This window comes from Shewanella sp. 5_MG-2023, from assembly GCF_030547465.1.
Lineage (GTDB): Bacteria > Pseudomonadota > Gammaproteobacteria > Enterobacterales > Shewanellaceae > Shewanella.
Window position 1 is genome coordinate 80,537 of sequence record NZ_JAUORC010000007.1, and the last position, 26,560, is coordinate 107,096.

Consider the following 26,560-nt stretch of genomic DNA (forward strand, 5'->3'; position numbering starts at 1 on the left):
AGGTAAAGGCTTACTTGCTTAGTTCGAAGCTAGGTAAGCCTTAACTTATGCTATTAATAAATTGCCAGTAGCTACTTTTTAAGATTATTTAAAGCGACTAATTGTTAGTGATTAGTGTTTATTAATTAATAATTAGTGACTTAGCAAATCTAATAAGCCTTGTTCATCAATCACTTTCACGCCTAAGTCTTGGGCTTTGGTTAACTTAGAACCTGCAGCCTCCCCCGCGACTAAACAGTCGGTGTTTTTAGAAACACTGCCGGCCACTTTTGCCCCCAGCGCTTGTAACTGCGCTTTAGCATCGTTGCGATTTAACTGAGTTAAGGTACCTGTTAATACCCAGGTTTGGCCTTTAAGGCTTAAGGCTGACTCATCAACGGCTTCAAGAGCAGGCCAATTTACACCCGCAGCGACTAACTTATCAATCACTTCAAGGTTATGGGGCTGAGCAAAAAAATGCGCTATATGTTTGGCAACAATCACGCCCACATCATCCACTTCAATTAACTCATCAATGCTGGCCGCTTTAATGGCATCAAGGGTTTTATAATGGCTGGCTAAATTGGCTGCGGTGGCTTCACCAACTTCACGAATACCTAAGCCATAAATAAATCTTGATAAGGTAGTGGTTTTGGCATCATCAATGGCGGCAACCAGCTTAGTCGCCGACTTCATTGCCATACGTTCTAGCATGGTGATCATCGATGCTGTAAGGGTAAACAGCTCAGCAGGGCTTTGTACTAATTCTTTATCAATCAGTTGCTCAACCACTTTGTCGCCCATGCCATCGATGTTTAATGCTTTGCGAGAGGCAAAATGTTTAATGGCTTCTTTACGCTGGGCTTCACAAAATAAGCCACCACTGCAACGTGCTACCGCTTCACCTTCAAGCCGCTCGACTAAACTGTCACACACTGGGCATGCTGTCGGGAAGGTAATCTCTTTAGCATCATCAGGGCGCTTTTCAGCCACAATGGCAACAATTTGCGGGATAACATCACCCGCGCGGCGAATAATCACCGTATCGCCGACTTTTACGCCTAAACGCGCAATTTCATCAGCATTGTGAAGCGTGGCATTTGATACAGTAACACCGCCAACAAACACCGGTTTTAAACGAGCAACTGGGGTTACTGCGCCAGTGCGGCCAACTTGAAAATCAACCTCTTCAAGTAGCGTCATCTCTTCTTGCGCGGGAAACTTATAGGCTATTGCCCAGCGCGGCGCTCTAGCGACAAAGCCTAAGGTTGTTTGTTTGGCAATATCATTTACTTTAATTACCACTCCGTCTATCTCGTAAGATAAACTGCTGCGGCGCGTCATAATATCGCTATAGTAAGCAAACACTTCAGGTAAGCTGTCACAGACTTTAACTTCTTGACTAACAGGTAAGCCCCATTGTCTTAATTGGGTAAGCTGGCCAAAGTGACTCTGTGCCATTGGCGAGCTTTCACCTTCGACCACACCTAGGGCATAAGCGTAAAAGCCTAATGCGCGCGTGGCGGTGATTTTGCTGTCTAATTGACGAATACTGCCAGCGGCGGCATTACGTGGGTTAACAAAAGTCTTCTCGCCTTTGGCCTGTTGACGCTGATTAAGCGCATCAAATGCTGCTTTAGGCATGATCACTTCCCCACGCACCTCCATCAGTTCAGGGAAATCATCACCCCGAAGCTTTAACGGAATCGAGTTAATGGTGCGCACATTATCTGTGATGTCTTCACCTACGCTGCCATCGCCTCGCGTTGCTGCGCGCTCTAATACGCCATTACGATATAAAATACTCACCGCTAGACCATCAAGCTTTGGCTCACAGCAGTAACTGACCGTATCTACTTTATCACTAATACGTTTATTAAAGGCTTCAAAGTCTGCTTGCTCAAAGGCATTATCTAAACTGAGCATCGGCTTTAAATGGGTAATTTGATCAAACTTGGCCAGTGGCGCGCCGCCAACTCTTTGGGTGGGAGAATCAATGCTAATCAACTCAGGATGAGCCGTTTCAAGCGCGATAAGGCGCTGCATTAAACGGTCATACTCAGCATCAGGAATACTCGGCGCATCATCCACATAATAAAGAATATTATGACGGTGTAGTTCACTGCTAATTTGCAGTATTTCTGTTTTAATGTCTTGCATAAAATCACTCATCTAAAAAGCAAACAAGGCCGCAAGTGCGGCCTCATTGTAAAATATAATAAAATTTAAGAAACGGCTCGAATTCGGCTTAAGTATGCTTGTTTATTAGTATCAGTCCAGGCGTTACGCTTGTCGTCTAACACTTCAGCGCCTAAGTCATCAGCCAGTTGCTGGGCTGAATTAAGCATAATTGAGAAATTTCTTAACGCATCGCCATGGCAAGGCAATGTCATAAATAACACCACACCTTGAGTGGAAAACTGTTCCATATTGTCAGGGTCAAATACCCCAGGCTTTAACATGTTAGCCATGGAGAATAGCACTTTTCCATTACCGGCATTATCTTGATGACGATGGAAAATATCCATATCGCCGAATTTAAAGTTAAGCGATAACAAACAAGGTAATAGCTCAGCCCCTTGTAATTGTTCACCCTCACGGGCAACCACATGCAGTACTAATACATCTTGTGGTTCGCCAAGCGGCTCTTCTACAGGTTCAGCCACGGGTGCAGTGTCGATAACTTGAGCGGGTTGCTCTTGGGCTAAGGTTTGCTGTTCTGGCGAATGAACACTTGCAGAGCTCACATTAGATTCAGCTTTGGTTACTGAGGCTTTTTCAATAGGGTCGTCAATAAACGGTTCATTAGAGTCATCATTAAACTCTTCACCAAACAGCGCTTGCTGGGTTGGTATATGCTCTGGTTCTTTGGCAGCGGTAGTCATTACGGGATCTTTTCTACCCGGATGGTAACTTGGCGCTTGCACATTCACTGCTGATTGGTTTTGTAGGCCAATGCCCTTTTTTGAACCCGCTGCAGTAATTTCTAGCTCTGCACTATCAAGTTGACTGCTGCTTACATTAGGCTTTAAATGTGGGCTAACCTTCGACTGTCTCATAACAGGCTCAACTGAGACCTCGTCAGCTTTAACCCGTCTCACTTCACCAATACCATCAGCGTCAAACCCCTGTGAGTCACGCTGCTCTGCTTGGCCTTTATAAAACCCCGTCATTGGGTTGTCTTTTAACGTTTTAGGTTGTTGTTTACGAATAGACCAAAACCCATGTACCAATACTGCGATAATCGCTATTGCGCCTAGTATTGACAAAACCAGTTGAAAATCTTCCATTGGTGACCCTGTAATCCTATTTATTCTATTTATTCAGCGTCGGCAAGTGCCACCGCTTCTTCGATATCGACTGCGACTATACGTGAAACGCCCGGTTCATGCATAGTGACACCTATTAATTGATCAGCCATTTCCATGGTGATTTTATTATGGCTAATATAAACAAACTGCACACTCTGTGACATCTCTTTTAATAAGCGGCAAAAACGCTCAACGTTGGCATCATCTAAGGGTGCATCAACTTCATCAAGCATACAAAATGGTGCTGGATTTAGTCTAAATATGGCAAATACTAATGATAAAGCGGTTAAGGCTTTTTCTCCACCACTAAGAAGGTGAATAGTACTATTCTTCTTGCCGGGTGGTTGCGCCATAATGGTCACACCCGTTTCAAGTAAATCATCATCCGTTAAGGCTAAATAGGCTTTACCACCGCCAAAAACCTTAGGGAATAACTTTGATAAGTCCGCATTGACCGCATCATAAGTGGTTTTAAATCGAGTGCGAGTTTCCTTATCGATTTTACGAATGGCCTCTTCAAGTGTGGCTAAGCCTTTATTTAAATCATTATCTTGATTATCTAAATAAGCCTTACGTTCACTTTGCTGCTCAAACTCTTCGATTGCCGCGAGGTTAATGGCCCCTAAATGACTGATTTGAGCTCTTACTTTATCAAGGTTTCGCTGCCATACAATGACTTTAGCTGTTTCAGGAATATGCGCTATCACATCTTGAATCTTTATCTGTTGTTCTTCAAGTAACTGAAATTGGCCATCGGCCTGACCTTTTAATCCTTCACGACGTAACTTTAACCCGCTGAGAGACTGAGTCAAGTTTTGCAGTGCACCAAGCTGTTGTTTTTGAATCAATACCGCACTATCGAGCCGAGTTTGTAACTCTGCCTGCTGTGTACGATTTGAATTCAGTAATTGTTGTTTAGCTTGCTGAATGTCGAGTTGCGCGTTTAATTGTGTTTGCAGCTGTTGTAATTGCTGCTCACCTAAACTGGCATTAGTTTGCTGCGAAGATTCCCGCAGCTGCTTGATTTGCGCTGTGGTGGACTCGCTCTGCTGGGTTTGCTGGCTAATATTGGCTTGTAATACTGCTACTTGAGTGTGCAATTGTTGCATTTTTTGCCGGCAACTATTGCTATCACGCTCTTGCTGACTGCGGTTAGCTTTATAATCTCGTAACTGCTGACTGGCAGTTTGCCAATCTTGATTTACTTGCTGCTGGGTTGCCAACTGCTGTTGATGCGTTTGCTGGGATAACTCAAGCTCGGCAGTTAATCGCTCTATCGCTTGTTGACCTGCGCCAATTTGTCCTTGCAGCTGAGCCACTTGTTCATCAAGGCTTTTTTGTCGGCGTAATCTGTCTTGTTGCTGCAGCACCAAACTGTGGCTCTGAGCATCAAGCTTACTGCAATCTAATTGCAACTGGTGATGTTTAAGTTGAGATTGACTCAATTGCGCGTGAGCATCGCCAACTTGCTGAGTTTGTAAGCTCACTTGCTGCTGCAACTGCAACAATTGCTCATTTAATTGGCTAATTTGTATTTGTAATTGCTGGTACTCATTTTTAAGTGCCAGCTGTGATTGCTTAGAGTCGGCTTTTTTAAAGACAAAGCCATGACCCACTAAATAACCATCTTGAGTGGCAAAAATGCCATCTGAGCTTAACTGCTTAAGCTGCGCTTTTGCCTCATCAACACTGGCGCACCAGCTTACATGGTGAAGCCAAGGGGATAAATTAACCGCAGCGCTAATTTGGTGATTCAGCGCGCTCACCTCACCTGTGGCAATAAAACCACTCACTGATGGGCCAATTGCACCACCAGCATCAATCACTTTGGTGGCTAAAATGCCTTGCAGTAATACATCAACAGCCTTTTCCCAGCCTGGCGTTACCTCAATGGTTTGCCATAAAGCTTGCTGATCATCGTCATTGCTGGTTAGCCATTGCTCAATCAGCTCACTTCTGGCGCTTAGTGACGATAACTGCTGTTTTTGCTGCTGATAATCTTCACTTGCCTGAGCTAGCTGTTGTTGCTTATCTTCAAGTTCATCAGTGAGTTGATGTTTGATTTCATCTTCTAATTCAAGTTGCTCTTTAAGGGCGGTTAACTTGAGGTCAAGTGCGGTTAATTCAGCTTGTGAGTCAGACTCAGTATTTCGCTGCTGCTCAGCACTAAGTTCGATTAACTGCTTTTGTTGCTGCGACAGCATTTGTTGTTGATGCTGCAATTTACTCTGGGTTAGTGCCGCTGCCATTTTGGCATTCGCCGCGCCATCAGATAACACCGATAAATGCTGCTGTAAGTCTGCCGCTTTTTGCTCAACATCTTGCAGCTGAGCATCAATAACGCCCAGCGCTTGTTCTGCTGCAACAAGTTCAGGTTTGCCCTCAGCTAACTGCGCCGTTAATTGTTGCTCTTGCAGCATCAAGGTTTGCAACGCATTACTAGCAACTTGCTGCTGCGAAATGAGATCTGCTAATTGTTTTTCCAGCTGATTATCTTGTAGCTGTTGATGTTTAAGCTGTTGTTCAAGCTTAGCGATTTCTGTGCCTGCTTGATAATACTCGGCCACCAGCTGTTGCTCAGCAGCGGTTAATTCTGCAATTTGGGTTTTAAGCTGAGTAAGGGTTAATTCAGTGGTTTCACCATCAGCATTGGCAGCAGCTAAATTAACTTCAAGTTGTAAAATCTCTTGGGCAATATTGTCGCTTTGGTTTTTAAGCTCTTGATAGCGCATCACCAACAATTGCGCATGTAAGTCACGTTCTTGTTGCTTAAACTCACGATATTGCTTGGCGGCCTGCGCTTGTTGTTCAAGCTTGTCGATTTGGCTACCGAGCTCTAAGCGAATATCGCCCAATCGCTCCAAGTTTTCACGCGTATGACGAATACGGTTTTCAGTTTCACGGCGGCGTTCTTTATAACGGGAAATGCCTGCTGCTTCTTCAATAAAAACCCGCAGTTCTTGGGGTTTAGATTCAATAAGACGCGAAATCGTCCCCTGCTCGATAATGGCATAACTTCGTGGGCCCAAACCTGTGCCCATAAATAAATCGGTAATATCTTTACGGCGACACTTTTGACCATTCAAAAAGTAATTTGAGTCACCATCGCGACTGACTTGTCTTTTTACCGATATTTCTTGATAACTGGCATATTGGCCTGCTAATCGACCATCGAGATTTTCAAAGCTCAACTCAATGCTGGCAACTGACACGGGTTTTCTGGCGCTAGAGCCATTAAAAATCACATCCATCATCGAGTCGCCACGCAAATGCTTAGCAGAGCTTTCGCCTAGCACCCAGCGCACGGCATCAATGACATTGGATTTACCACATCCATTGGGGCCTATAATGGCCGTTAAAGGTTGGTTGAAGGGAATTTTGGTGGAGTCAACGAACGACTTAAAGCCAGCAAGTTTTATTTGTTTTAATCGCATTGTGCTTGTGAAGTTGTTCCAGTGAGATTGATTAAGAAGCGTCGATGAATAATCATCTCGTCTGCGTAAGACGGATAAAGTACAACTTTACCAATCGCGCTGCATTTTGTAACGATTTTTATGACTTAAACACACTTTAAGGCTTGTTTTCCGCTCAATGCATCACCACAATCATCATAACTAGTTTTTTCAAGGATGTAATCGATGCCAATTAAACCAATGAAAAGTGGTGTTAATTATTTTATGGATGGGTTTAAGCTCATAAAACAACCGGGGCTACGAACCTTTGTCTTCATTCCATTAATGGTTAACTTAGTTTTATTCTCAACGGTCATTTATTTTGCCATTGGTAAATTAGATGAAATGTTTGCTTGGATGAACGGCCAAATCCCCGAATACCTCACATGGTTAAATTTTTTCCTGTGGCCACTGGCGGTTGTTAGCTTATTAGTGGTGATGTCTTTTATCTTTAGCTCAGTGATGAACTGGATAGCTGCGCCCTTTAATGGCCTGCTGGCTGAAAAAGTTGAGATGCACTTAACCGGTAAGTCACTTAACTCTGGCACAACGGTAGATTTAATTAAAGATTTGCCGCGAATAATGGGCCGAGAGTGGACTAAATTAAAATACTACCTGCCTAGAGCATTACTGTTTCTAGTGTTATTTATCGTGCCTGTTGTTGGCCAAACCGCCGCGCCCGTTTTATGGTTTTTATTCAGTGCATGGATGATGGCAATTCAGTATTGCGACTTCCCATTCGATAACCATAAAGTGCCGTTTGAGGATATGAAGTTTGCCCTCAATCAAACTAAAGGCACCAGCTACACCTTTGGCGCCACAGTAACGCTGTTTTCAATGATCCCGATAGTGAACTTTATCGTCATGCCAGTAGCTATTTGCGGCGCTACCGCCATGTGGGTTGATAAATACCGTGATGCTTATAAGCATCCAGAAATAGCACCTGAATAGTTTCGCAATGAGAATACCGTTGTTGATTCTGCGGTATTGATATCAAGAGGCCTCGACATTTTGTTGAGGCTTTTTATTGTATATCTGTCTCTTACTGAGGTTTGTGACTAATACTTTGATTATTTGCTGTTGCCTTTAAGTATGCATATGAGGCTAACGTTAGGAAGCGGCCTATCGAGCATGCGTCATCCTAGTTTTTAACAAGTAAATATTTATCAATTGTTAATTCCAAGCCCTCAAACGCAAGTAACAACTAAAAACATTTTAATCACATAAAATTAACGACTTTAGTATGACTTTCTGCGACAATCTCGCAAACTAACAATAAGTTACAGATTCATCATGAGAAGTATTGTGAAAAAATACCTGACAGCACCTTTGTTTCTATCAAATTCCACCATTAGAAGCGCAGCTATTTTAAGCGTGTTTTTTAGCACTTTTCTGCTCCCTGCTTCTGTTATCGCTGGTGATGCAAGTCAATTTAATATCGCCATTCCAACCTTATCCGAGGCTGTAGAAATCGATGGCGAGTTGAATGAGCCACAGTGGCAACAAGCTGCCACTATGCAGCTTAAATATGAAACCTCACCGGGTGAAAACATTGCCGCCCCCGTTAGCACTGAAGCGAAAATATTTGCCACAGAAACCAGTTTGTTTGTTGCCTTTTTGGCTAATGACCCAAACCCTGAACAGATCCGCAGTAATTTACGTGACCGCGATAGCTCATGGGGTGATGATCAAGTGGGTATTAAGCTCGACACCTTTAATAATGCCCGCCTTGCCTATCAGTTTTTTATCAACCCTTATGGGGTTCAAAATGACTCTATTGAAAATGAGTTAACAGGTGAAGAAAGTGATGCCTGGGACGGTATTTGGTATGCTAGTGGTCAGATCACAGCCCAAGGTTATCAAGTTGAACTAGAGCTACCATTAAGACTATTTAACTTTGATGACAATAAAGACCTGCAAACTTGGGGCATTGAATTAATTCGCTTTTACCCAAGAAATGAAACCCATCGTATATCAAGCCATAAAATTGATCGTAATGTGTCATGTCAATTATGCCAACTCGGCACCGCAACAGGCCTTGAAGGCGCTAAGCAAGGTAAAGATATTCAAATTACGCCATCAGTGGTGGCAACCAGTAATAATCAACGTAATCTTAATCCTAACCAGCCTTGGGAAGATGATAATCATGTTGAAGCTGGGCTCGATTTACGTTGGGGCATCACCCCTACAACGTTATTAAATGCCACCATTAATCCTGACTTTTCCCAAGTAGAAGCCGATTCTGGTCAGCTAGATGTTAACAATACTTTTGCGTTATTTTACCCTGAAAAACGTGCTTTCTTTTTAGATAATAAAGATTATTTCGATACCCAATTAAGCCTATTACACACTCGTAATATTGCCTCACCCGACTATGGGGTAAAGCTTACCAGTAAAACTGATGATCACACTTTAGCTGTGTTGGCGGCTAATGACGAAAATACCCAGTTTTTAATCCCGGGTAACTTAAGCTCAGATATCGCCACCATTAACGAAGAAAGCTATAACCTTGCAGCAAGGTACCGCTTTGATCCCAACAAGAAGCTATCTTTTGGTGGTCTGGTTACCGCTAAAACCTCAGAGAATTACCATAACTATGTTGCCAGTGTTGATATCAAGTATCAGCCCACTGAGCAAGATACTTTTACCGGGCAATATGTATTTTCAGACACGCAATATCCTGATGATTTGTTTCAACAGTTTTGCCAAGGCGAGGATTGCAGCGCACCGCCACAAAGCTGTGAGTTGGGTAATTGTGAATACAATGAACGCGTGCTACGCACTAACAAGCAAGATAACTTTTCCGACAGTATGTACCGGGTAAGCTACGACCATATTCGTCGTAACTGGCGCGCCTTTAGCCGTTATGAATCCATTGGTGAAGACTTTAGAGCTGACTTAGGTTTTATTGACCGAATTGATGCCAGTAAGTTTGTCGTCGGCGGTAATTATGTTTGGTACCCAATGGAAAACTTTTTCAACAAAGTGGTATTTGGCGGCGATTGGGACATTACCCACAATCAAAATAATGAAAAAATTGAACAAGAAGCTGAGGTGTATATTGAGTTTAACGGCGGCTTACAAAGTTACATCTCAACCGGTTTTGTTCACAAAGACCGCGTAGGTAGACGCCATGATGGCTCATCACTGGCCATTGATGGCAATACCACCATGTACGATATTAATTTCAATTGGTTGTACGCCAACTTTACCCCGATACATTCACTGAAATTAGAAATTGATATGAACTACGGTGATGATATTGATTACGCCAACGACCGTGCGGCTACTGTGACTATGTTTAACCCAGCGGTGGAGTGGAAGGTGACTGAGTCAATCATCTTAGATGTGAATCATCGCTACCAAACCCTTGATGTTGATGAAGGTACTTTGTTTACCGCTAACCTGACTGATTTACGTCTCAATTGGCAAATCAGCTTAAATAGTTTTTTACGTTTAAGCAGTGTCTATACCGATATTGAGCGCGATCCAAGTTTATATCAATACCAATCGCCGAATAAGCAAAGTCAGAATTTAGGCAATGAAATTTTATATGGCTATAAGCTAAATCCACAAAGTGTATTTTATCTGGGTTATTCCGACGGCTTGGTTGCTACCGATGAAATCGATTCATTAACCCAAAAAGATAAAACCTACTTTATGAAAGTAAGTTATGCCTGGTTACTGTAGTTATTAGTCGTTAGTTGTTAGTTGTTAGTTGTTAGTTGTTAGTTGTTAGTTGTTAGTTGTTTAAGATTTTACCCATTGATGATCAAAAAGACTGCCTTGGCAGTCTTTTTGATTTAGTTGAAAGTACACACAGTTAAAATTAAGTCTTCTCTAAAATAATACTGCCAACAGAGTAGCCTGCTCCAAACGAGCAAAGCAGACCTAAATCACCAGTTTTAAAGTCCTGATTATATTTATTAAAAGCAATAATCGAGCCCGCTGAAGCCGTGTTTGCGTATTCATCTAATACCACTGGTGCCTGCGCTGCATCCACATTGTCACCAAGCAGTTTACGCACCACAAACTGATTCATATTGATATTGGCTTGATGTAACCACAAGCGTTTAAATTCATTAGCTTGTATCTGCTCTTGTTCGAGTTGCTTGTCTAAATGCTGATAAATCATTGGCAACAACTCTTTAAATACCTTGCGCCCTTGTTGATGAAACAACTTATCACTGCTGTTAGCATTGAGCGGATCACAGCGATTCATATGGCCAAAATTACTGCGGATATTATTAGAGTAATCAGTAACGCATTTGCTCGACAGCACATTAAAAGCAAACTCAGTGTGAGCATTGTTCGCTTTTTCAACCACAACTGCGGTTGCGACATCGCCAAAAATAAAGTGGCTATCGCGATCGCGATAATTAACCTGCGGCGAACATATTTCAGGATTAATCACCAATACCCTAGATGCTGTACCTGACTGCACGGCATTGATCGCATTGACTATGGCAAATGTAGCTGACGAACACGCCACCAACATGTCGTAGGCAAAGCCCTTTGTGCCCATGGCTTGCTGAATTTCGATAGCAATTGCAGGGTATGAGCGCTGAGTATAAGCACAGGCAACAATCACTAAGTCAATGTCACTGGCGAGCAGTTTAGCCTGTTCTAAGGCTTTATTCGCCGCCGCGATACCCATTTCAGCCTGCATAGATAATTCGGTACTTGGGCGATCTTTTATCAAAGGCATCATGATGTCAGGCTCTAAAATGCCCTCTTTGACCATCACATAACGCTGCTTAATTCCTGAGGCTTTTTCGATAAATTCAGCCGATGAGTGGGCTAATGCGTTTAATTCACCATTCGCGATTAAGCTAGCATGCTGGCTGTTATATTGGTCGACGTAACGATTAAGGCTTGTTACTAGCTCTTCATTACTAATGCTATGGGGTGGGGTGTAAAGTCCACTTCCTGAAATCACCACTTTGTTCATATTATATCTGCCATTAAGGTATTGGGGAGTAACAAGTTTCCCACCTCGACATTGCCATACTGATAACTTTTGGCCATCTGGTTAATACAGGGAAAATTTTACAATTAAAACAAGTCTATTGGGTTCTGGCATTTTCGCTAAGCACTAATTGACGATTTGCTAAAGGTCTGACCATCTAAGCGAGTAATAATGTGCTTAACTGTTGCAGCAAAAGTAAATGATTGTTAATTAAGAAGATGCTTTATTATTATAGTAGAGTTTGCTTTAATAACTAAAAGGAATAACGAATAACTAACTGTCACTGTTAAAGCCACCTAAACCGATTATCATTAGACAATGCAAACAAGGAGCTAAACCATGAGCAACATTTACGAAGACAATTCATATACGCTAGGTAATACCCCACTAGTGCGCCTTAATCGAGTAAGCAATGGTAATGTGCTAGCAAAAATAGAAGCACGCAATCCAAGTTTCAGTGTTAAGTGTCGTATCGGTGCCAACATGATTTGGGATGCCGAAAAGAAAGGTACCCTCAAAGCTGGTATCGAATTAGTTGAGCCAACCTCAGGTAATACTGGTATTGCACTAGCTTATGTTGCTGCCGCGCGCGGTTACCAGCTAACACTTACTATGCCAAACACCATGAGCCTTGAGCGCCGCAAATTATTAAAAGCATTAGGTGCTAACCTTGTGTTAACTGAAGGCGCTAAGGGCATGAAAGGCGCGATTGATAAAGCAGAAGAAATTCGTTTATCTGATCCTTCAAAGTACCTTATTCTCGGTCAATTCAGTAACCCTGCGAACCCAGAAATTCATGAAAAAACCACAGGCCCAGAAATCTGGAATGACACCGATGGTAAAGTCGATGTATTCGTAGCAGGTGTTGGTACTGGCGGTACTATTACGGGTGTGAGCCGTTACTTAAAAAGTCAGAATAAAGATATTGTGTCAGTGGCGGTTGAGCCAGTTGATTCTCAAGTTATTGCTCAAGCTAAAGCAGGTGAGCCTCTGCAACCTGGACCGCACAAAATTCAAGGTATTGGCGCAGGTTTCATCCCTGGCAACTTAGATTTAGATTTGGTTGATCTTGTGCAAGCTGTTAGCAATGAAGATGCAATTGATATGGCGCGCCGCTTAATGAAAGAAGAAGGTATCTTAGTGGGTATTTCTTCAGGTGCAGCTGTAGTTGCAGCGAATCGTATTGCTGAACTGCCAGAGTATGCAGGCAAAAATATTGTTGTTATTTTGCCTTCAGCTGCAGAGCGTTACTTATCATCAGCACTATTTGCTGGCGAATTTAGCGATAGCGAAAACGTACAGTAACCATATTTAGTGACTGATTGCTAAAAATCGCTAAACACTTTAAAAGCTCTGCATTTGCAGAGCTTTTTATTGGTTTAAACAAACGTAACTACCTGCACATAAGTAAGTTTCAATTCAACTATCTGCAACTTCTAAGGCGTGTGTCCCAAAAATGCATTATCCCGCCCTAGCATGTCGTTAACAAGCTCAACATCTAGATCTAGATCAAGCTCCTATTTAATAGTGTTTGCTAATATCGCAGCACTTTTTCTCCTGCTGCTAGAGCAATCTTCATTTTATGTCTTTTTATCAATCACCGAAAAAAATATCCGCCTACGATGCTAAATTCGAAGCACAAAAAATAGCCTTCGCACCTGTAAGCTTTCAAGTGGCCCGTTGCCTTAGCCAATTCGGCCTACTGGCACAAATTGATGCAGCAGGCGATCAAGGCATTAGCTTAGCGCAGTTAGTAAATGATGCTGACGTATCTGAGTATGCTATTCATGTTTTGCTAGATATGGGTCTAAGTATGGGTCTACTTTGGTGCAAAGATGAGCTTTACCGCTTAGATAAAACAGGACATTTCTTATTACATGATGATATGGCTGCAAAGAATCTTAACTTTATTCACGATGTCTGTTACCAAGGTTTGTTTGAATTAGAAGCATCTCTTCGTAATGGCAAAGCTGAAGGCTTAAAATACCTTGGCGATTGGGACACCATTTACCCGGGATTAAGCCAATTACCTGAACAGGTTAAACGCAGCTGGTTTGAGTTTGACCATTACTATTCCGATCATGCGTTTGATAGCCTTTTACCGTTAATTTTTCGATCTAAGCCTCAACATATTGTTGATGTGGGCGGCAATACAGGTAAGTGGGCGTTTGCTTGCACAGGCTATGATGACCAAGTCAACATCACCATTATGGACTTGCCGGGTCAGTTAACTGTAGCGATGGAAAATGCCAAGATAAATCAGGTTGCCGATCGTGTGCATCCACTTGAAACAGATTTGCTTGATAGTGATAAACCTTTCTATCAACATGCTGATTTATATTGGATGAGCCAATTCTTGGATTGTTTCTCAAAACAGCAAATTATCACTATTTTAAAACGCGCCGCTGCTGCAATGCGCTCTGATAGTGAGTTGTGTATCTTAGAGACTTACTGGGACAGACAACCATACGAAGCGGGTGCCTACTGTGTTAACGCCACCTCATTATATTTTACTGCAATAGCGAATGGTAATAGCCGCATGTATCACAGTAAAGATATGCTAAAAATGATCAGTGAAGCAGGCCTTTATGTGGATGAAGATATAGATAACATTGGCATAGGTCATACCTTGTTACGCTGTAAGAAAAAGCCTTGTTAAGCTCATTTTTAAGTTAATTACTTATTTAGTCGTTATCTCAGTTAAAAAAACGGCATCAATTCATTGATGCCGTTTTTTATTAATGCCATTTATAATAAATAATATCGCGCCTTATTTAACTGAAACCTAAATAATGGGCCGTAATCACTGCAATGCTCGAAAGCACCATTAGCGCGACCATAAAGCGCCAAATAAACTTAACCCAATCACCCCAATCCACTCGGCATACCCCTAAAGTCGCCATCAGCGACGCTGAAGTCGGCACTAACACATTAGTAAAGCCGTCGCCTAACTGAAACGCCAGTACTGATACTTGACGAGTCACGCCCACAAGATCTGCCAGTGGCGCCATCAATGGCATGGTTAACGCCGCTTGGCCTGAGCCTGAGGTGACGAAGAAATTAAATACCGACTGGAATAACAACATAAACCAAGCAGATAAGGCATTCGGTAGCTGGCCTATCACGCTACCTGCACTGTGCAAAATACTGTTTAGCACGCTCGGTTCTGTTGCCCCGCCACTGCCAATTAATAATAAAATGCCAGAAGCTAAACCCACTAATAGTGCAGGCTCGAGCATGGTGCCTGCACCTTGCTTAAAGCTTTGAGCTACTTTATTCATGGTTAAGCCGTTTAGGTTGAACAATATGCCAATAATACCGACCACAATGCCCATGGTAAAAAACTGGCTGGCAATTTCAGGAATAAACCACGCATGAGCAATCACGCCCCAGATAACCCAGCCTATGGTTGCTGCAATGGTTAGTAATACCAATATGTCACCCATATTAAAGCGACTGTCTTTTACTGTTCCTTGCTGGTTATCTCTAAAATGCTGATCACTATGAAAACTAAACGACAAGCTGGGTTGCTTTTGAATTTTGCTGGCGTAACGCATGGTAAAAATAATACCAATGAGGGTAAAGCCAACCCAAAGCCCAAAGCGTACCCCTGCCCCAGATAATACCGGCACCCCTGAAATGCCTTGAGCAATCGCCACACTAAATGGGTTCATCCACGAACTGGCAAAACCAATTTGTGTCGCAACGTAAGTCACCATCACGGTACATATGCCGTCGTAACCAAGGCGGATCATTAACGGGCAAATGATAATTGCAAAGGCGATTGCCTCTTCGCCCATACCAAAAACCGCCCCGCCTAAAGAAAATAAACTAAAGATAACCGGAATAAATAACTGCTCGTTGCCCTTGGTTTTATCGATTAAGCGTAAAATACCGTTATCAATGGTGCCAGTGGCCATCACCACTCCAAATGAGCCGCCGATCACTAACATGAACATAATCACGCCAATGGCACTGCCCCACTTAGAACCAGAAACTAAGCCTTCAAAGGCGAAGTTAAAAAAGCCCATGCCACCATCACCTTTAAATAGCCCCATTGGGCTAAGTAGTGGCTCACCTTGTTCATCTGTTGCATAGCTAAACGAATTAGGGTCGACAACACTGCGTGTCTTTTCCACACCATCGACAACATAATGTGCCTCTTGGGTAGTAAAGGAGCCAATGGGCACCACATAGGTCAACAGTGCTGCAGCAAAGGCAACAAAGAATATGATCACTAAGGTATCAGGCATTACTTTGGTTGTTTGGGGGGGATTACTGGCTATTTGTTGCTCTAACATTTCATTACCACTGTTATTGTTATTATCAGGTAGGTTTTATTTATAAAATACTAGCATTTAAATAGTCTTAAATATTGCAGACTTTTAGTTAAAATATCTAAAAATGGCAGGTTAACAATATATTAGCGCCTAAAAAGTAGCCTTAACGCATATTCGTTTGTTATTGAAAAAGTTTAATCGAATAAAAACCAGTCAACAATAAAAGCCTGATGATATTATTGCTTGATATCAAATGCTGCTGAGTTTGAAATTGCTTTGGTAAAAAAGGCTAGCTACAAAAATGCCCAGCAAAGGCTGGGCATTCAAATTAAGACTGACAGTAGTTCTATGCAGACTTCATACTCTAAGGGGCTTAATCGTTTTTAGGCTCAACACGGCTTGTAATAGTGCCGTGACTTGCGCCGTCAGTGCCAAGGGTTAATTTACCTTGTTCAACTAACCAAAAGCCGATGCCAACAAACACCCCACCACCCACTATATTACCTAAGGTTACAGGGATCAGGTTATGAAACACGAAGTTACTCACAGTAAGATCGGCAAATTGTTGCGGGTCTAGGTTAAGTGCTACATAAAAACTATCCGGTGCAAATGAATGGATAGCAATACCAATTGGCACCATAAACATGTTGGCAATACTATGCTCAAAACCGCTGCTCACAAACATGGCTACAGGCAGGATCATCAGTAAGGATTTCGTCAGGAGATCTTTGGTGGCAAAGGTCATCCACACAGCTAAACACACTAACATGTTACATAAAATGCCTAAGGTAAATGCTTGTGACCAGGTGTGGTGAATTTTGTGCTGTGCCAGCTTAATTGCACTTAAGCCCCATTGGCCATCATTGAGTTCAAACATGCGCGCACCCATGATCAACAGCACCATTAACAGCGCACCGACTAAATTGCCCGCATAAACTCTAGCCCAACATTGTAATTGGGTGGTTGTTTTAACTTTCTTTTGTGCCCAAGGGATAGACGTTAACACGGTACTTGTGAATAACTCAGTGCCACACACCACCACTAAAATTAATCCTAAGCTAAACGCAATACCGCCAATAAAGCGTGTCATGCCCCAGCCCATAGTACTGCCGTTAGTCACTGTAATGTAAAACACAAATGCAATCGCAATAAATGCACCGGCAAATATCGATAACATAAATGATTGCCAAGGGCTTTTAGCAACTTTAGCTAAACCAAATGCTTCAGCATTTTGGAAGGTGGTTGGCGTCGCAGCAATTTGCTGTTGATCGCCAGATGCATTTTTCATAAAAACCCCGAGTAAAACTATAAGTTAAATTGGTATGACCAAGAGCAAAGATTAAAAAATCTACCAGCACCATGACCCAATTAGATTAACAGCCACTAATTAAGTATCAGTTTTGCTAAAAGGTGCTATAAATCAGTATAGCAAGCAATATAGGGCTAAGCAGCCTTAGCAGCACGCTTGCAAAAGGTTAGCAAGAATAGACCCAATTGATTAAATAAAAAACTTTTTGCTCAGAAACTGTTAAGCACTTAACAGTTTCACTGTTCGCATAGTCAAATTTTATTTTTTTAAGTGAAGTTAACCAAAAGCTATGTTAATCTTTGCAGGGTAAATTGGTCTTACCAATTTAGATAAGTGGGAAATTTAGCTTAATCGCTATTACGATAACGGTTAAGCCAACGGATTAGATGCCCTTGCGATCATCCATCAATAGGGATCTCAATTTTTGTTCTGCTAACTTGTTTGTAATAGACATCAACTAACATCAAGTCGCAGTTCAGCAGCAGTTAATTGACGAGAAGGTAAATTACCATGACCGATAAAACAGAGTTATTTGCAAATGCGTGGCAAGGTTTTGAAGCTGGCGACTGGAAAACAGAAGTCAACGTTCGTGACTTTATTCAGAAAAACTACAACCCATATGAAGGTGATGAATCTTTCCTAGCTGGCGCTACCGCAGCTACTGAATCACTTTGGGAAAAAGTGATGGTTGGCATCAAGCAAGAAAATGCAACCCACGCACCTGTTGATTTCGACACAGAAATGGTTTCGACCATTACTTCTCATGATGCTGGTTACATCAATAAAGATTTAGAAACTATCGTTGGTTTGCAAACTGATGCGCCGCTTAAGCGTTCAATGCTGCCAAATGGTGGTATTCGTATGGTTGAAGGCTCTTGTAAAGCTTATGGCCGCGAATTAAACGCAGACGTTAAATACACTTATTCTGAATTACGTAAAACCCATAACCAAGGTGTATTCGATATTTATACTCCTGAAATTATGGCTTGTCGTAAATCTGGTATTTTAACCGGTTTACCTGATGCATATGGCCGTGGTCGTATCATTGGTGATTACCGTCGTATCGCGCTTTACGGTATTGACTACCTAATGCAAGATAAATACGCTCAGTTCTCTTCACTTCAAGCAGGTTTTGAAGCTGGCGAAGATTTAACTTACACAATGCAACTGCGTGAAGAAATTGCAGAGCAACATCGTGCATTGGGTCAAATCAAGAAAATGGCAGCAAAATACGGCTGTGATATTTCTCTTCCTGCGACGAATGCAAAAGAAGCAATCCAATGGACTTACTTTGGTTACCTTGCAGCTGTTAAGAGCCAAAATGGCGCAGCAATGTCATTGGGCCGTACTTCTACTTTCATCGATATCTTCGTTGAACGTGACATCGCTAACGGTGTTATCACTGAAGAACAAGCACAAGAAATGGTTGACCATTTCGTAATGAAACTTCGTATGGTGCGTTTCTTACGTACTCCTGAATACGATGAATTGTTCTCAGGCGACCCAATCTGGGCAACTGAATCAATTGCTGGTATGGGTTTAGACGGTCGTACTTTGGTAACTAAATCAAGCTTCCGTTTCTTACACACGCTTTACAACATGGGCCCAAGCCCTGAGCCAAACATTACCGTATTATGGTCAAATGAGCTGCCACAAGGTTTCAAAAACTACTGTGCAAAAGTATCAATCGATACGAGCTCAATCCAGTACGAAAATGATGACTTAATGCGTCCTGATTTCGAATCAGATGATTACGCAATTGCCTGTTGTGTTAGCCCAATGATTGTGGGTAAACATATGCAGTTCTTCGGTGCCCGTGCCAACTTAGCGAAAACCATGCTTTACGCTATCAACGGCGGTGTTGATGAAAAACTAAAAATCCAAGTTGCACCTAAAGCAGATGCAATCACATCAGAAGTATTAGAATTTGATGATGTAATGGGTCGTTTAGACGGCTTAATGGATTGGTTAGCGACACAATACGTGACAGCACTTAACTCTATCCATTACATGCATGATAAGTATTCATACGAAGCTTCATTAATGGCATTACATGACCGTGATGTACGTCGCACCATGGCATGTGGTATCGCAGGTCTTTCAATTGCAGCCGATTCACTATCTGCAATTAAATACGGTACTGTTAAGCCAATCCGTGACGAAGACGGCATTGCAATTGATTTTGATATTTCTGGTGAATATCCAAAATTTGGTAACAATGACCCACGTGTAGATGACATCGCTTGTGACTTAGTTGAACGTTTCATGGCTAAGATCCGTACCATGAAAATGTACCGTAATGCGATTCCAACACAGTCTATTCTTACTATTACTTCTAACGTTGTATACGGTAAGAAAACGGGTACTACACCTGATGGTCGTCCAGCTGGCGCACCATTTGCTCCGGGTGCTAACCCAATGCATGGTCGTGATGAAAATGGCGCAATCGCTTCATTAACATCAGTAGCTAAACTGCCATTTGCTCACGCACAAGACGGTATTTCTTACACATTCTCTATCGTGCCAAATGCACTAGGTAAAGATGAAGTTGGACGTCGTGCTAACCTTGCATCATTGATGGATGGTTACTTCATGAGCAACGCTAACAGTGAAGGTGGTCAACACTTAAACGTTAACGTAATGAACCGCGAAATGCTTGAAGACGCGATTGTTAACCCTGAAAAATACCCACAGTTAACCATTCGTGTGTCTGGTTATGCGGTACGTTTCAACGCGTTAACACCTGAACAGCAACAAGATGTTATTACACGTACCTTTACTAAAAGCATGTAATATCAACTAAAATCGGTTGTGCTAATATAAGTGATGTCACTATTGCTAATTAGCACAACCTTTTTTCATTTGTTTGTTCGGAGTTCTCATGACCACAGGTCGCATTCACTCAATCGAGTCTTTTGGCACAGTAGATGGCCCAGGCATTCGTTTCGTTGCCTTTATGCAAGGCTGCTTAATGAAATGCCAATACTGCCATAACCGTGACACTTGGGATTTAGATGGTGGTAAAGAGGTCAGTGTTGATGAACTCATGAGCCAAATCATCAGCTACAAACCTTTCTTAAAATCAGGTGGCGTTACAGCAACTGGTGGAGAAGCGATTCTTCAAGCTGATTTCGTAAACGAGCTCTTTAAAGCCTGTAAACAAAACGATTTGCATACCTGTCTCGATACCAATGGTTTCGTTCGAAAATACACACCGATTATCGATGAACTACTCGATAACACCGACTTAGTATTGCTTGATATCAAGCAAATGAATGATGCCAAACACATTGATTTAACCAAAGTGAGCAACCAACGCACACTGCAATTTGCACAGCACCTTGCTAAGCGTCAGCAAAAAACTTGGGTTAGATATGTTGTGGTTAACGGTTTTACTGAAGATATCGACTCAGCCATTGCCTTGGCAGATTTTATCAAGCCGATGACAAACGTTGAGAAAGTTGAATTACTGCCCTACCACCAGCTTGGCACCCATAAGTGGGAAGCTTTCGGTGAAACCTATCCGTTAGAAGGTGTAGAGCCGCCAAGTAAAGAAACGATGGAAGCCATTAAAGCGGTATTCGTCGAGCGTGGAATAAGTGCCAATTATTAAGTTTCGCTAACTTATGATTGACTCAGTCATTTTTAAAGTGTGTAACCCTTGAAGGCTATAGCTCTTCCCAGTAACTGCGATCTAAACGGTCAAAGGCCACTTTTAAAATCACTGCCATATCTAAGTAACACGCTTTAGGGCCCAACGGTTTATTGCTAATCCCCATTGCGGTTAGCTTTGCACTGAGTTGGTTAGCCCAATCAAATAAGGTCAGTGGCAACGGGTGTCTTGCACGCCAGCCCAACCACAGCAAGCCTTGAACAGGTAAGCTGATAAAAAATAATAAAATGGCAATGGCTTGGGGCAAAAACGCCCATCCATTGACATACACTTGGCTCATTGCAGCCAAAATAGCAAAAAAAGGCATGAACATGATGCCTAAATGGGTTGCCCTTACAACGCGGTATTCAGGGAAATAAAACCCAAGTTGTCGGATCATTGGCCACGTTTTCATATAACGTCGACCATCGCCGATGATTTTGAATACTTTTACGTTCAACGGTATGCCCTAAATCAATTAATAGATACATGCACAATAGCACACAGCCCTATTTAGCCCCAAATTTCAGCTAAATTTATCGGCTAATTTGTAAATCATTAACTATGATTGATTGTTGAAATAACAAGGTTTCACATCAATTTAAATTTTGTTCGATTAGAATGTAAAGGTCTCAACATGTCAGAAAAACTCGTATTGGTTCTCAACTGTGGTAGCTCTTCTTTAAAATTTGCCGTTATTGATGCCGTTTCAGGTGATGATTATATCTCTGGTCTTGCGGAATGTTTCGGTTTAGAAGATTCACGTATTAAATGGAAAGTAAACGGCGCGAAAAATGAAGCTAGTTTAGGTGCATTTACTGCTCACCGTGAAGCGGTTGAATTTATTGTTAAAGATATTCTTGCTGGTCAGCCAGAACTTGCTGCTCAAATCCAAGCTATTGGTCATCGTATTGTTCATGGTGGAGAGAAATACTCTCGTTCAGTGCTTATCACTGAAGATGTGATCAAAGGTATCGAAGACTGTGCATCACTGGCACCACTTCATAACCCTGCACATTTAATTGGTATCCGCGCTGCTATTGCATCATTCCCAAAACTTCCTCAAGTTGCGGTATTTGATACAGCTTTCCACCAAACCATGCCTGAGCGTGCTTATGTTTATGCACTTCCTTACAAACTATACCGTGAACATGGTATTCGTCGTTATGGCATGCACGGTACTAGCCACTTATTTGTTAGCCGCGAAGCCGCTAAAGTATTAAACAAAGACGTTGCTGATACTAATGTTGTCGTTGCCCATCTTGGTAACGGTGCATCTGTTACTGCCATTAAAGGCGGAAAGAGCGTTGATACTTCAATGGGTCTAACACCACTTGAAGGCCTAGTAATGGGTACACGTTGTGGCGATATGGATCCTTCAATCGTGTTCCATTTAGTGAACCAATTAGGTTACACCCTTGATGAAGTTCATAACTTAATCAATAAGCAAAGTGGTTTATTAGGTATTTCAGAGCTGACTAACGACTGCCGCGGTATTGAAGACGGTTATAAAGATGGCCATAAAGGCGCAACCTTAGCATTAGAAATTTTCTGCTACCGTTTAGCTAAGTACATTGCTTCTTACACTGTGCCATTAGGTCGTTTAGATGCTGTTATCTTCACTGGTGGTATCGGTGAAAACTCAGATCTCATCCGTGAAAAAGTACTTAATATGCTGCAAATTTTCAACTTCCAAGTGAATGCAGAAAAGAACACTGCAGCGCGTTTCGGTAATGAAGGTATTATCACTGAAGAAGGCAGCACAGTTGCGATGGTTATCCCAACTAACGAAGAATGGGTTATCGCAGAAGATGCTATCAAGCTGATCACTGCTTAATCGTTAATTGCTTAATTCTTTTTAAAGCCTGTTATTAAACAGGCTTTGTTCAATTTATATTAGAGGTTTTTATGTCTCGTAATATCATGTTAATTCCAATCGGCACAGGTGTAGGTTTAACCTCATTAAGCCTTGGGATGGTACGTGCCTTAGAGCGCAAAGGTGTTAAAGTTCAATTTTTCAAGCCTATCGCGCAAATCCGTAACGGCGATACCGGCCCTGAACGTTCAACCACCATTTTAAGTCACTCTCCAACGGTTAACCCGCTTGAGCCATTTTCAATGGAACATGCTGAGAACCTGATCCGTGCAGAGCAAATTGATGTACTCATGGAGCAAATCATTGCTCGCGCGAGTGAATGTGCATCAAACACTGAGACCATCGTTATTGAAGGTTTAGTGCCAACGCGTAACCACCCTTTCTCAGATGACATTAACTTTGAAATTGCTAAAGCATTAGATGCGGATATCATTTTCATCGCGACTCCGGGTAACGATTCACCTAACGGTCTAATGAACCGCTTAGAAATCGCTTATAACTCTTGGGGCGGCGTTAAAAACAAACGTCTTATTGGTTCTATCATCAATAAAATTGGTGCACCTGTTGATGAAGAAGGCGCAACACGTCCTGACTTATCAGAGATATTTGATCACACCGACATTAACAAAGCTGATTCATCAGCGATGTTCCAACTGCCAGGTAAAAGCCCATTACGCATTTTAGGTAGCGTGCCATATAACCTGGACTTAGTGTCTCCACGTGCATCTGATTTAGCCAAGCATTTACATGCCAAAATCATCAATGCCGGTGAAATGAACACCCGTCGTTTACGTAAAGTGACCTTCTGTGCCCGTAGTATTCCAAACATGGTTACTCATATGCGCACCGACTCATTATTGGTCACCTCAGGGGATCGCTCTGACGTGATTGTCGCAGCCTGTCTTGCCGCCATGAACGGCGTGAAAATTGGTGCGTTATTACTGACTGGTGGTTACGAGCCTGAACCAGAAGTCATGGCATTGTGTGAACGTGCCTTTGATACCGGTTTACCGGTATTCCTTGTAGACAGTAACACATGGCAGACATCGCTTAATATTCAACGTTTTGACCATGAAGTACCGGTTGATGACGCTGTACGTATTGACTACGTTCAAGAATATGTTGCCAGTCATATTGATCAAAGCTGGATTGAAAGCGTTACTGAAAACTCGCCAAGAGAACATCGTTTATCGCCACCAGCATTTAGATACAAGTTAACTGAACTTGCTCGCGCTGCGAAAAAGACCATTGTCCTGCCTGAAGGTGAAGAGCCAAGAACCATTAAAGCTGCCGCTATTTGTGCTGAACGTGGCATTGCCCGTTGTGTACTTTTAGGTAATGCAGAAGAAATTCAACGTATTGCTGCATCACAAGATGTGGTTTTAGGTGAAGGCGTACAAATCATCGATCCACTGCAAGCACGTGAGCGCTATGTAGAAGGTATGCTTGATTTACGTCGTCACAAAGGCCTTACTGAAGTTGTCGCTAAAGAGCAGTTAGAAGATAACATGGTGTTAGGCACCATGATGCTGGCGCAAGATGAAGTTGACGGTATCGTTTCAGGCGCAGTAAATACCACTGCCAATACCATTCGCCCACCGCTGCAGTTAATTAAAACAGCGCCAGGCTCAAGCTTAGTGTCATCTATCTTCTTTATGTTGATGCCTGATCAAGTACTTGTTTATGGTGACTGTGCGATTAACCCAGATCCAAACCCTGATCAATTAGCAGATATTGCCATTCAATCAGCTGAATCTGCTGCTGCATTTGGTATTGAGCCGCGCGTTGCGATGATCAGCTACTCAACGGGTACTTCAGGTACCGGTTCTGATGTTGATAAAGTACGTGAAGCAACCCGTATCGCGAAAGAAAAACGCCCTGACTTAGTCATTGACGGTCCATTACAATATGATGCGGCAGTGATGGAAAATGTGGCCCGTTCTAAAGCGCCTAACAGCCCTGTAGCTGGTAAAGCGACGGTATTCGTATTCCCAGACTTAAATACTGGTAATACGACTTACAAAGCGGTACAGCGTAGTGCTGATCTGATCAGTATTGGTCCAATGCTGCAAGGTATGCGCAAACCAGTAAACGATTTATCACGCGGCGCATTGGTCGATGATATTGTTTACACCATAGCATTGACTGCGATTCAAGCTAAACAAAACGAACAAGCTTAATGACTTTAAGTAGCGCGATGTAAGCTGCGCTAAGTTTTAAGCCGAAAAGCACTAACGTCTAACGCTAGTGCTTTTTTTTGGGCCAAATTCATTTAAAACTAAGCCGTAATTACAAAAGCTGAACAATGACAGCACTGTTATTAGGCTGTAAAACCAAAATTTAAGCTAACAAGCAGGCGACTTTACAACTTGCTACTCTCACTTCCCCTACTTAAAATACCCTGCCATTAACCGCTACCACCTTAAAAATACCTCAGTAACCTTCTATGGTAAAAAACCTATGCCATTATCAGTAAATTGCTCATCCATGCACGTCATACGTCATCGAGTAATAAAAATCTGTTGTGGTCTGTAAGCCACTAAATATCCCCAGCAAGAACGCCGCTATTCACACTGCATTTATGACATGAATCTGCATAGGGTTTCAGCATTAAACAAGGGTTGAATTTTCAACGACCTAAAAGGATTTATTACCCAAATGCAAGGATAAAATGATAAAAAAGCAAGTGAAAAGTAAAAAGATTCGAGAGGGAAATTATGATGTTATTTTTTAACCAGCATTGATAACTGTTAATTTTCATGACGTTACGCAGGCAGAATATAGTCTTCAACATAGTTGTCCACAGATTTTGTGGATAACATGAAGTTATACATAGCAGTCGAAGTATTGAGTTACTAAGATATGCCACGGCTGAGTTTTTCAGTCAAGATCTATTTAATATTTTCTGGAATATTTGCGTTATTCTTGTGTCTGAGCCTTTAAATAGCGATACTCAATCATCTTATTTTACCTTATCAACTCATCATGCATAAAATCGTTGTTATTATCTGTTTATTACTTTTAAGTGCCTGCAGTCCTTCTGAACAAAACCCTCAAGGCCGATTAGAAAAACCACTCTCCCCTGAAGAAGTATCATTGGGATTCTTTAATGCTATTTATGTTGATAGAGATATCAATCAAGCCATGATTTATGTCAATCAAGAATTAAAAGATATCATCTCCCATTACCATATTGCCTCAGCAGTACAGCGCCATGTGTTGGGGCTGTCCATGACAGAGGTTAATATGAGTGTTGACGATATCAATATCGACTTTTTCCGCAAATTTACCGATGAAGTTGATGTAAAAGTTAAAATGGAAGGCTTAAAAGGCGGCAACCCTTGGGTTGATGACCGTACCATTAAACTCATTAAAAACGGTAACCGTTGGACCATCACTGGCGTAATAACTGAAAAGGGCCGCATTGACCTGTAAGCGGTCTTTAGCCAACGTGAGTTAAGCTAGCTCGACTCGCCAATTTTAAGCATAAAAAAAGCAGCTGAGGCTGCTTTTTTTATGCTTGTGAAAGAGCTAATACTATTAGTTCGATCCGCTTATTCTTCTTCAGTAGGTAACGACTCTAAAACATCGTCTTTTACTTGGTAATAAGCATTATCATATTCATGAACTTCCATAATAACTCCTATCAATCTTAGGTCGTTTGTAAGGTGCATGGCATGTCTATAATTAGGGGTGACATTTACCAATACAGAGAAGCGCAACCATCGGTCT

Annotated in this window: 16 protein-coding genes; 9 read left to right on the plus strand and 7 right to left on the minus strand. The window is 42.0% G+C overall.

Annotated elements, in window-relative coordinates; genetic code table 11:
- Positions 1-132 precede the first annotated feature (132 nt).
- From ligA to Q4557_RS05630, 3 genes are all read right to left on the minus strand, one after another.
- The gene (gene ligA, locus Q4557_RS05620; RefSeq protein WP_303411264.1) at positions 133-2,139 is read right to left on the minus strand and encodes an NAD-dependent DNA ligase LigA; all 2,007 of its coding nucleotides are present in this window, start codon (positions 2,137-2,139) and stop codon (positions 133-135) included.
- A 65-nt stretch (positions 2,140-2,204) separates the two neighbouring features.
- Positions 2,205-3,269 carry a cell division protein ZipA gene (zipA, locus tag Q4557_RS05625; RefSeq protein WP_303411266.1) on the minus strand — a complete coding sequence of 355 codons (1,065 nt, stop codon included), beginning with the start codon at positions 3,267-3,269 and terminating at the stop codon, positions 2,205-2,207.
- Positions 3,270-3,298: 29 nt separating this feature from the next.
- Complete coding sequence (locus tag Q4557_RS05630; protein ID WP_303411268.1) at positions 3,299-6,724, minus strand: chromosome segregation protein SMC; 3,426 nt, start codon at positions 6,722-6,724, stop codon at positions 3,299-3,301.
- A 204-nt stretch (positions 6,725-6,928) separates the two neighbouring features.
- Here Q4557_RS05630 and cysZ point away from each other — a divergent pair, with 204 nt between their 5' ends.
- Both cysZ and Q4557_RS05640 read left to right on the plus strand, forming a co-directional pair.
- Complete coding sequence (gene cysZ / locus Q4557_RS05635; RefSeq protein WP_076540003.1) at positions 6,929-7,693, plus strand: sulfate transporter CysZ; 765 nt, start codon at positions 6,929-6,931, stop codon at positions 7,691-7,693.
- 342 nt (positions 7,694-8,035) lie between these two features.
- Positions 8,036-10,432, plus strand: coding sequence for a carbohydrate binding family 9 domain-containing protein (locus Q4557_RS05640; protein WP_303411269.1), 2,397 nt, complete (start codon positions 8,036-8,038; stop codon positions 10,430-10,432).
- Between the two features lie 139 nt (positions 10,433-10,571).
- On the opposite strand, the gene Q4557_RS05645 is transcribed toward Q4557_RS05640, so the two are convergent.
- A complete protein-coding gene (locus tag Q4557_RS05645; protein WP_102439868.1) occupies positions 10,572-11,693 on the minus strand; it encodes a beta-ketoacyl-ACP synthase III in 1,122 nt (373 codons plus the stop codon).
- A 357-nt stretch (positions 11,694-12,050) separates the two neighbouring features.
- Here Q4557_RS05645 and cysK point away from each other — a divergent pair, with 357 nt between their 5' ends.
- Both cysK and Q4557_RS05655 read left to right on the plus strand, forming a co-directional pair.
- The gene (gene cysK / locus Q4557_RS05650; RefSeq protein ID WP_102439869.1) at positions 12,051-13,016 is read left to right on the plus strand and encodes a cysteine synthase A; all 966 of its coding nucleotides are present in this window, start codon (positions 12,051-12,053) and stop codon (positions 13,014-13,016) included.
- A gap of 277 nt (positions 13,017-13,293) precedes the next feature.
- A complete protein-coding gene (locus tag Q4557_RS05655; protein ID WP_303411273.1) occupies positions 13,294-14,370 on the plus strand; it encodes a methyltransferase in 1,077 nt (358 codons plus the stop codon).
- A 115-nt stretch (positions 14,371-14,485) separates the two neighbouring features.
- Here Q4557_RS05655 and yfcC read toward each other — a convergent pair whose 3' ends face one another.
- Positions 14,486-16,012, minus strand: coding sequence for a putative basic amino acid antiporter YfcC (yfcC, locus tag Q4557_RS05660; protein ID WP_102439871.1), 1,527 nt, complete (start codon positions 16,010-16,012; stop codon positions 14,486-14,488).
- Between the two features lie 352 nt (positions 16,013-16,364).
- On the minus strand, positions 16,365-17,279 hold the full coding sequence (gene focA, locus Q4557_RS05665; RefSeq protein WP_303411275.1) for a formate transporter FocA: 915 nt from the start codon (positions 17,277-17,279) through the stop codon (positions 16,365-16,367).
- A gap of 531 nt (positions 17,280-17,810) precedes the next feature.
- Here focA and pflB point away from each other — a divergent pair.
- Both pflB and pflA read left to right on the plus strand, forming a co-directional pair.
- A complete protein-coding gene (pflB, locus tag Q4557_RS05670) occupies positions 17,811-20,093 on the plus strand; it encodes a formate C-acetyltransferase (protein WP_102439873.1) in 2,283 nt (760 codons plus the stop codon).
- Between the two features lie 88 nt (positions 20,094-20,181).
- Entirely contained in the window at positions 20,182-20,913 is a 732-nt protein-coding gene (gene pflA, locus Q4557_RS05675) for a pyruvate formate lyase 1-activating protein (RefSeq protein ID WP_102519459.1), read from the plus strand.
- Positions 20,914-20,968: 55 nt separating this feature from the next.
- Here pflA and yfbV read toward each other — a convergent pair whose 3' ends face one another.
- Positions 20,969-21,412, minus strand: a complete 444-nt coding sequence (gene yfbV, locus Q4557_RS05680) for a terminus macrodomain insulation protein YfbV (RefSeq protein WP_102439875.1) — start codon at positions 21,410-21,412, stop codon at positions 20,969-20,971.
- Positions 21,413-21,589: 177 nt separating this feature from the next.
- Between yfbV and ackA the strand changes: the two genes are divergently transcribed.
- From ackA to Q4557_RS05695, 3 genes are all read left to right on the plus strand, one after another.
- Positions 21,590-22,789 (plus strand): acetate kinase, encoded by a 1,200-nt coding sequence (gene ackA, locus Q4557_RS05685; RefSeq protein ID WP_102439876.1) that lies wholly within the window; start codon positions 21,590-21,592, stop codon positions 22,787-22,789.
- Between the two features lie 71 nt (positions 22,790-22,860).
- On the plus strand, positions 22,861-25,008 hold the full coding sequence (gene pta, locus Q4557_RS05690) for a phosphate acetyltransferase (RefSeq protein ID WP_102439877.1): 2,148 nt from the start codon (positions 22,861-22,863) through the stop codon (positions 25,006-25,008).
- Positions 25,009-25,813: 805 nt separating this feature from the next.
- On the plus strand, positions 25,814-26,263 hold the full coding sequence (locus tag Q4557_RS05695) for a hypothetical protein (RefSeq protein ID WP_102439878.1): 450 nt from the start codon (positions 25,814-25,816) through the stop codon (positions 26,261-26,263).
- The last annotated feature ends 297 nt before the right edge of the window (positions 26,264-26,560 follow it).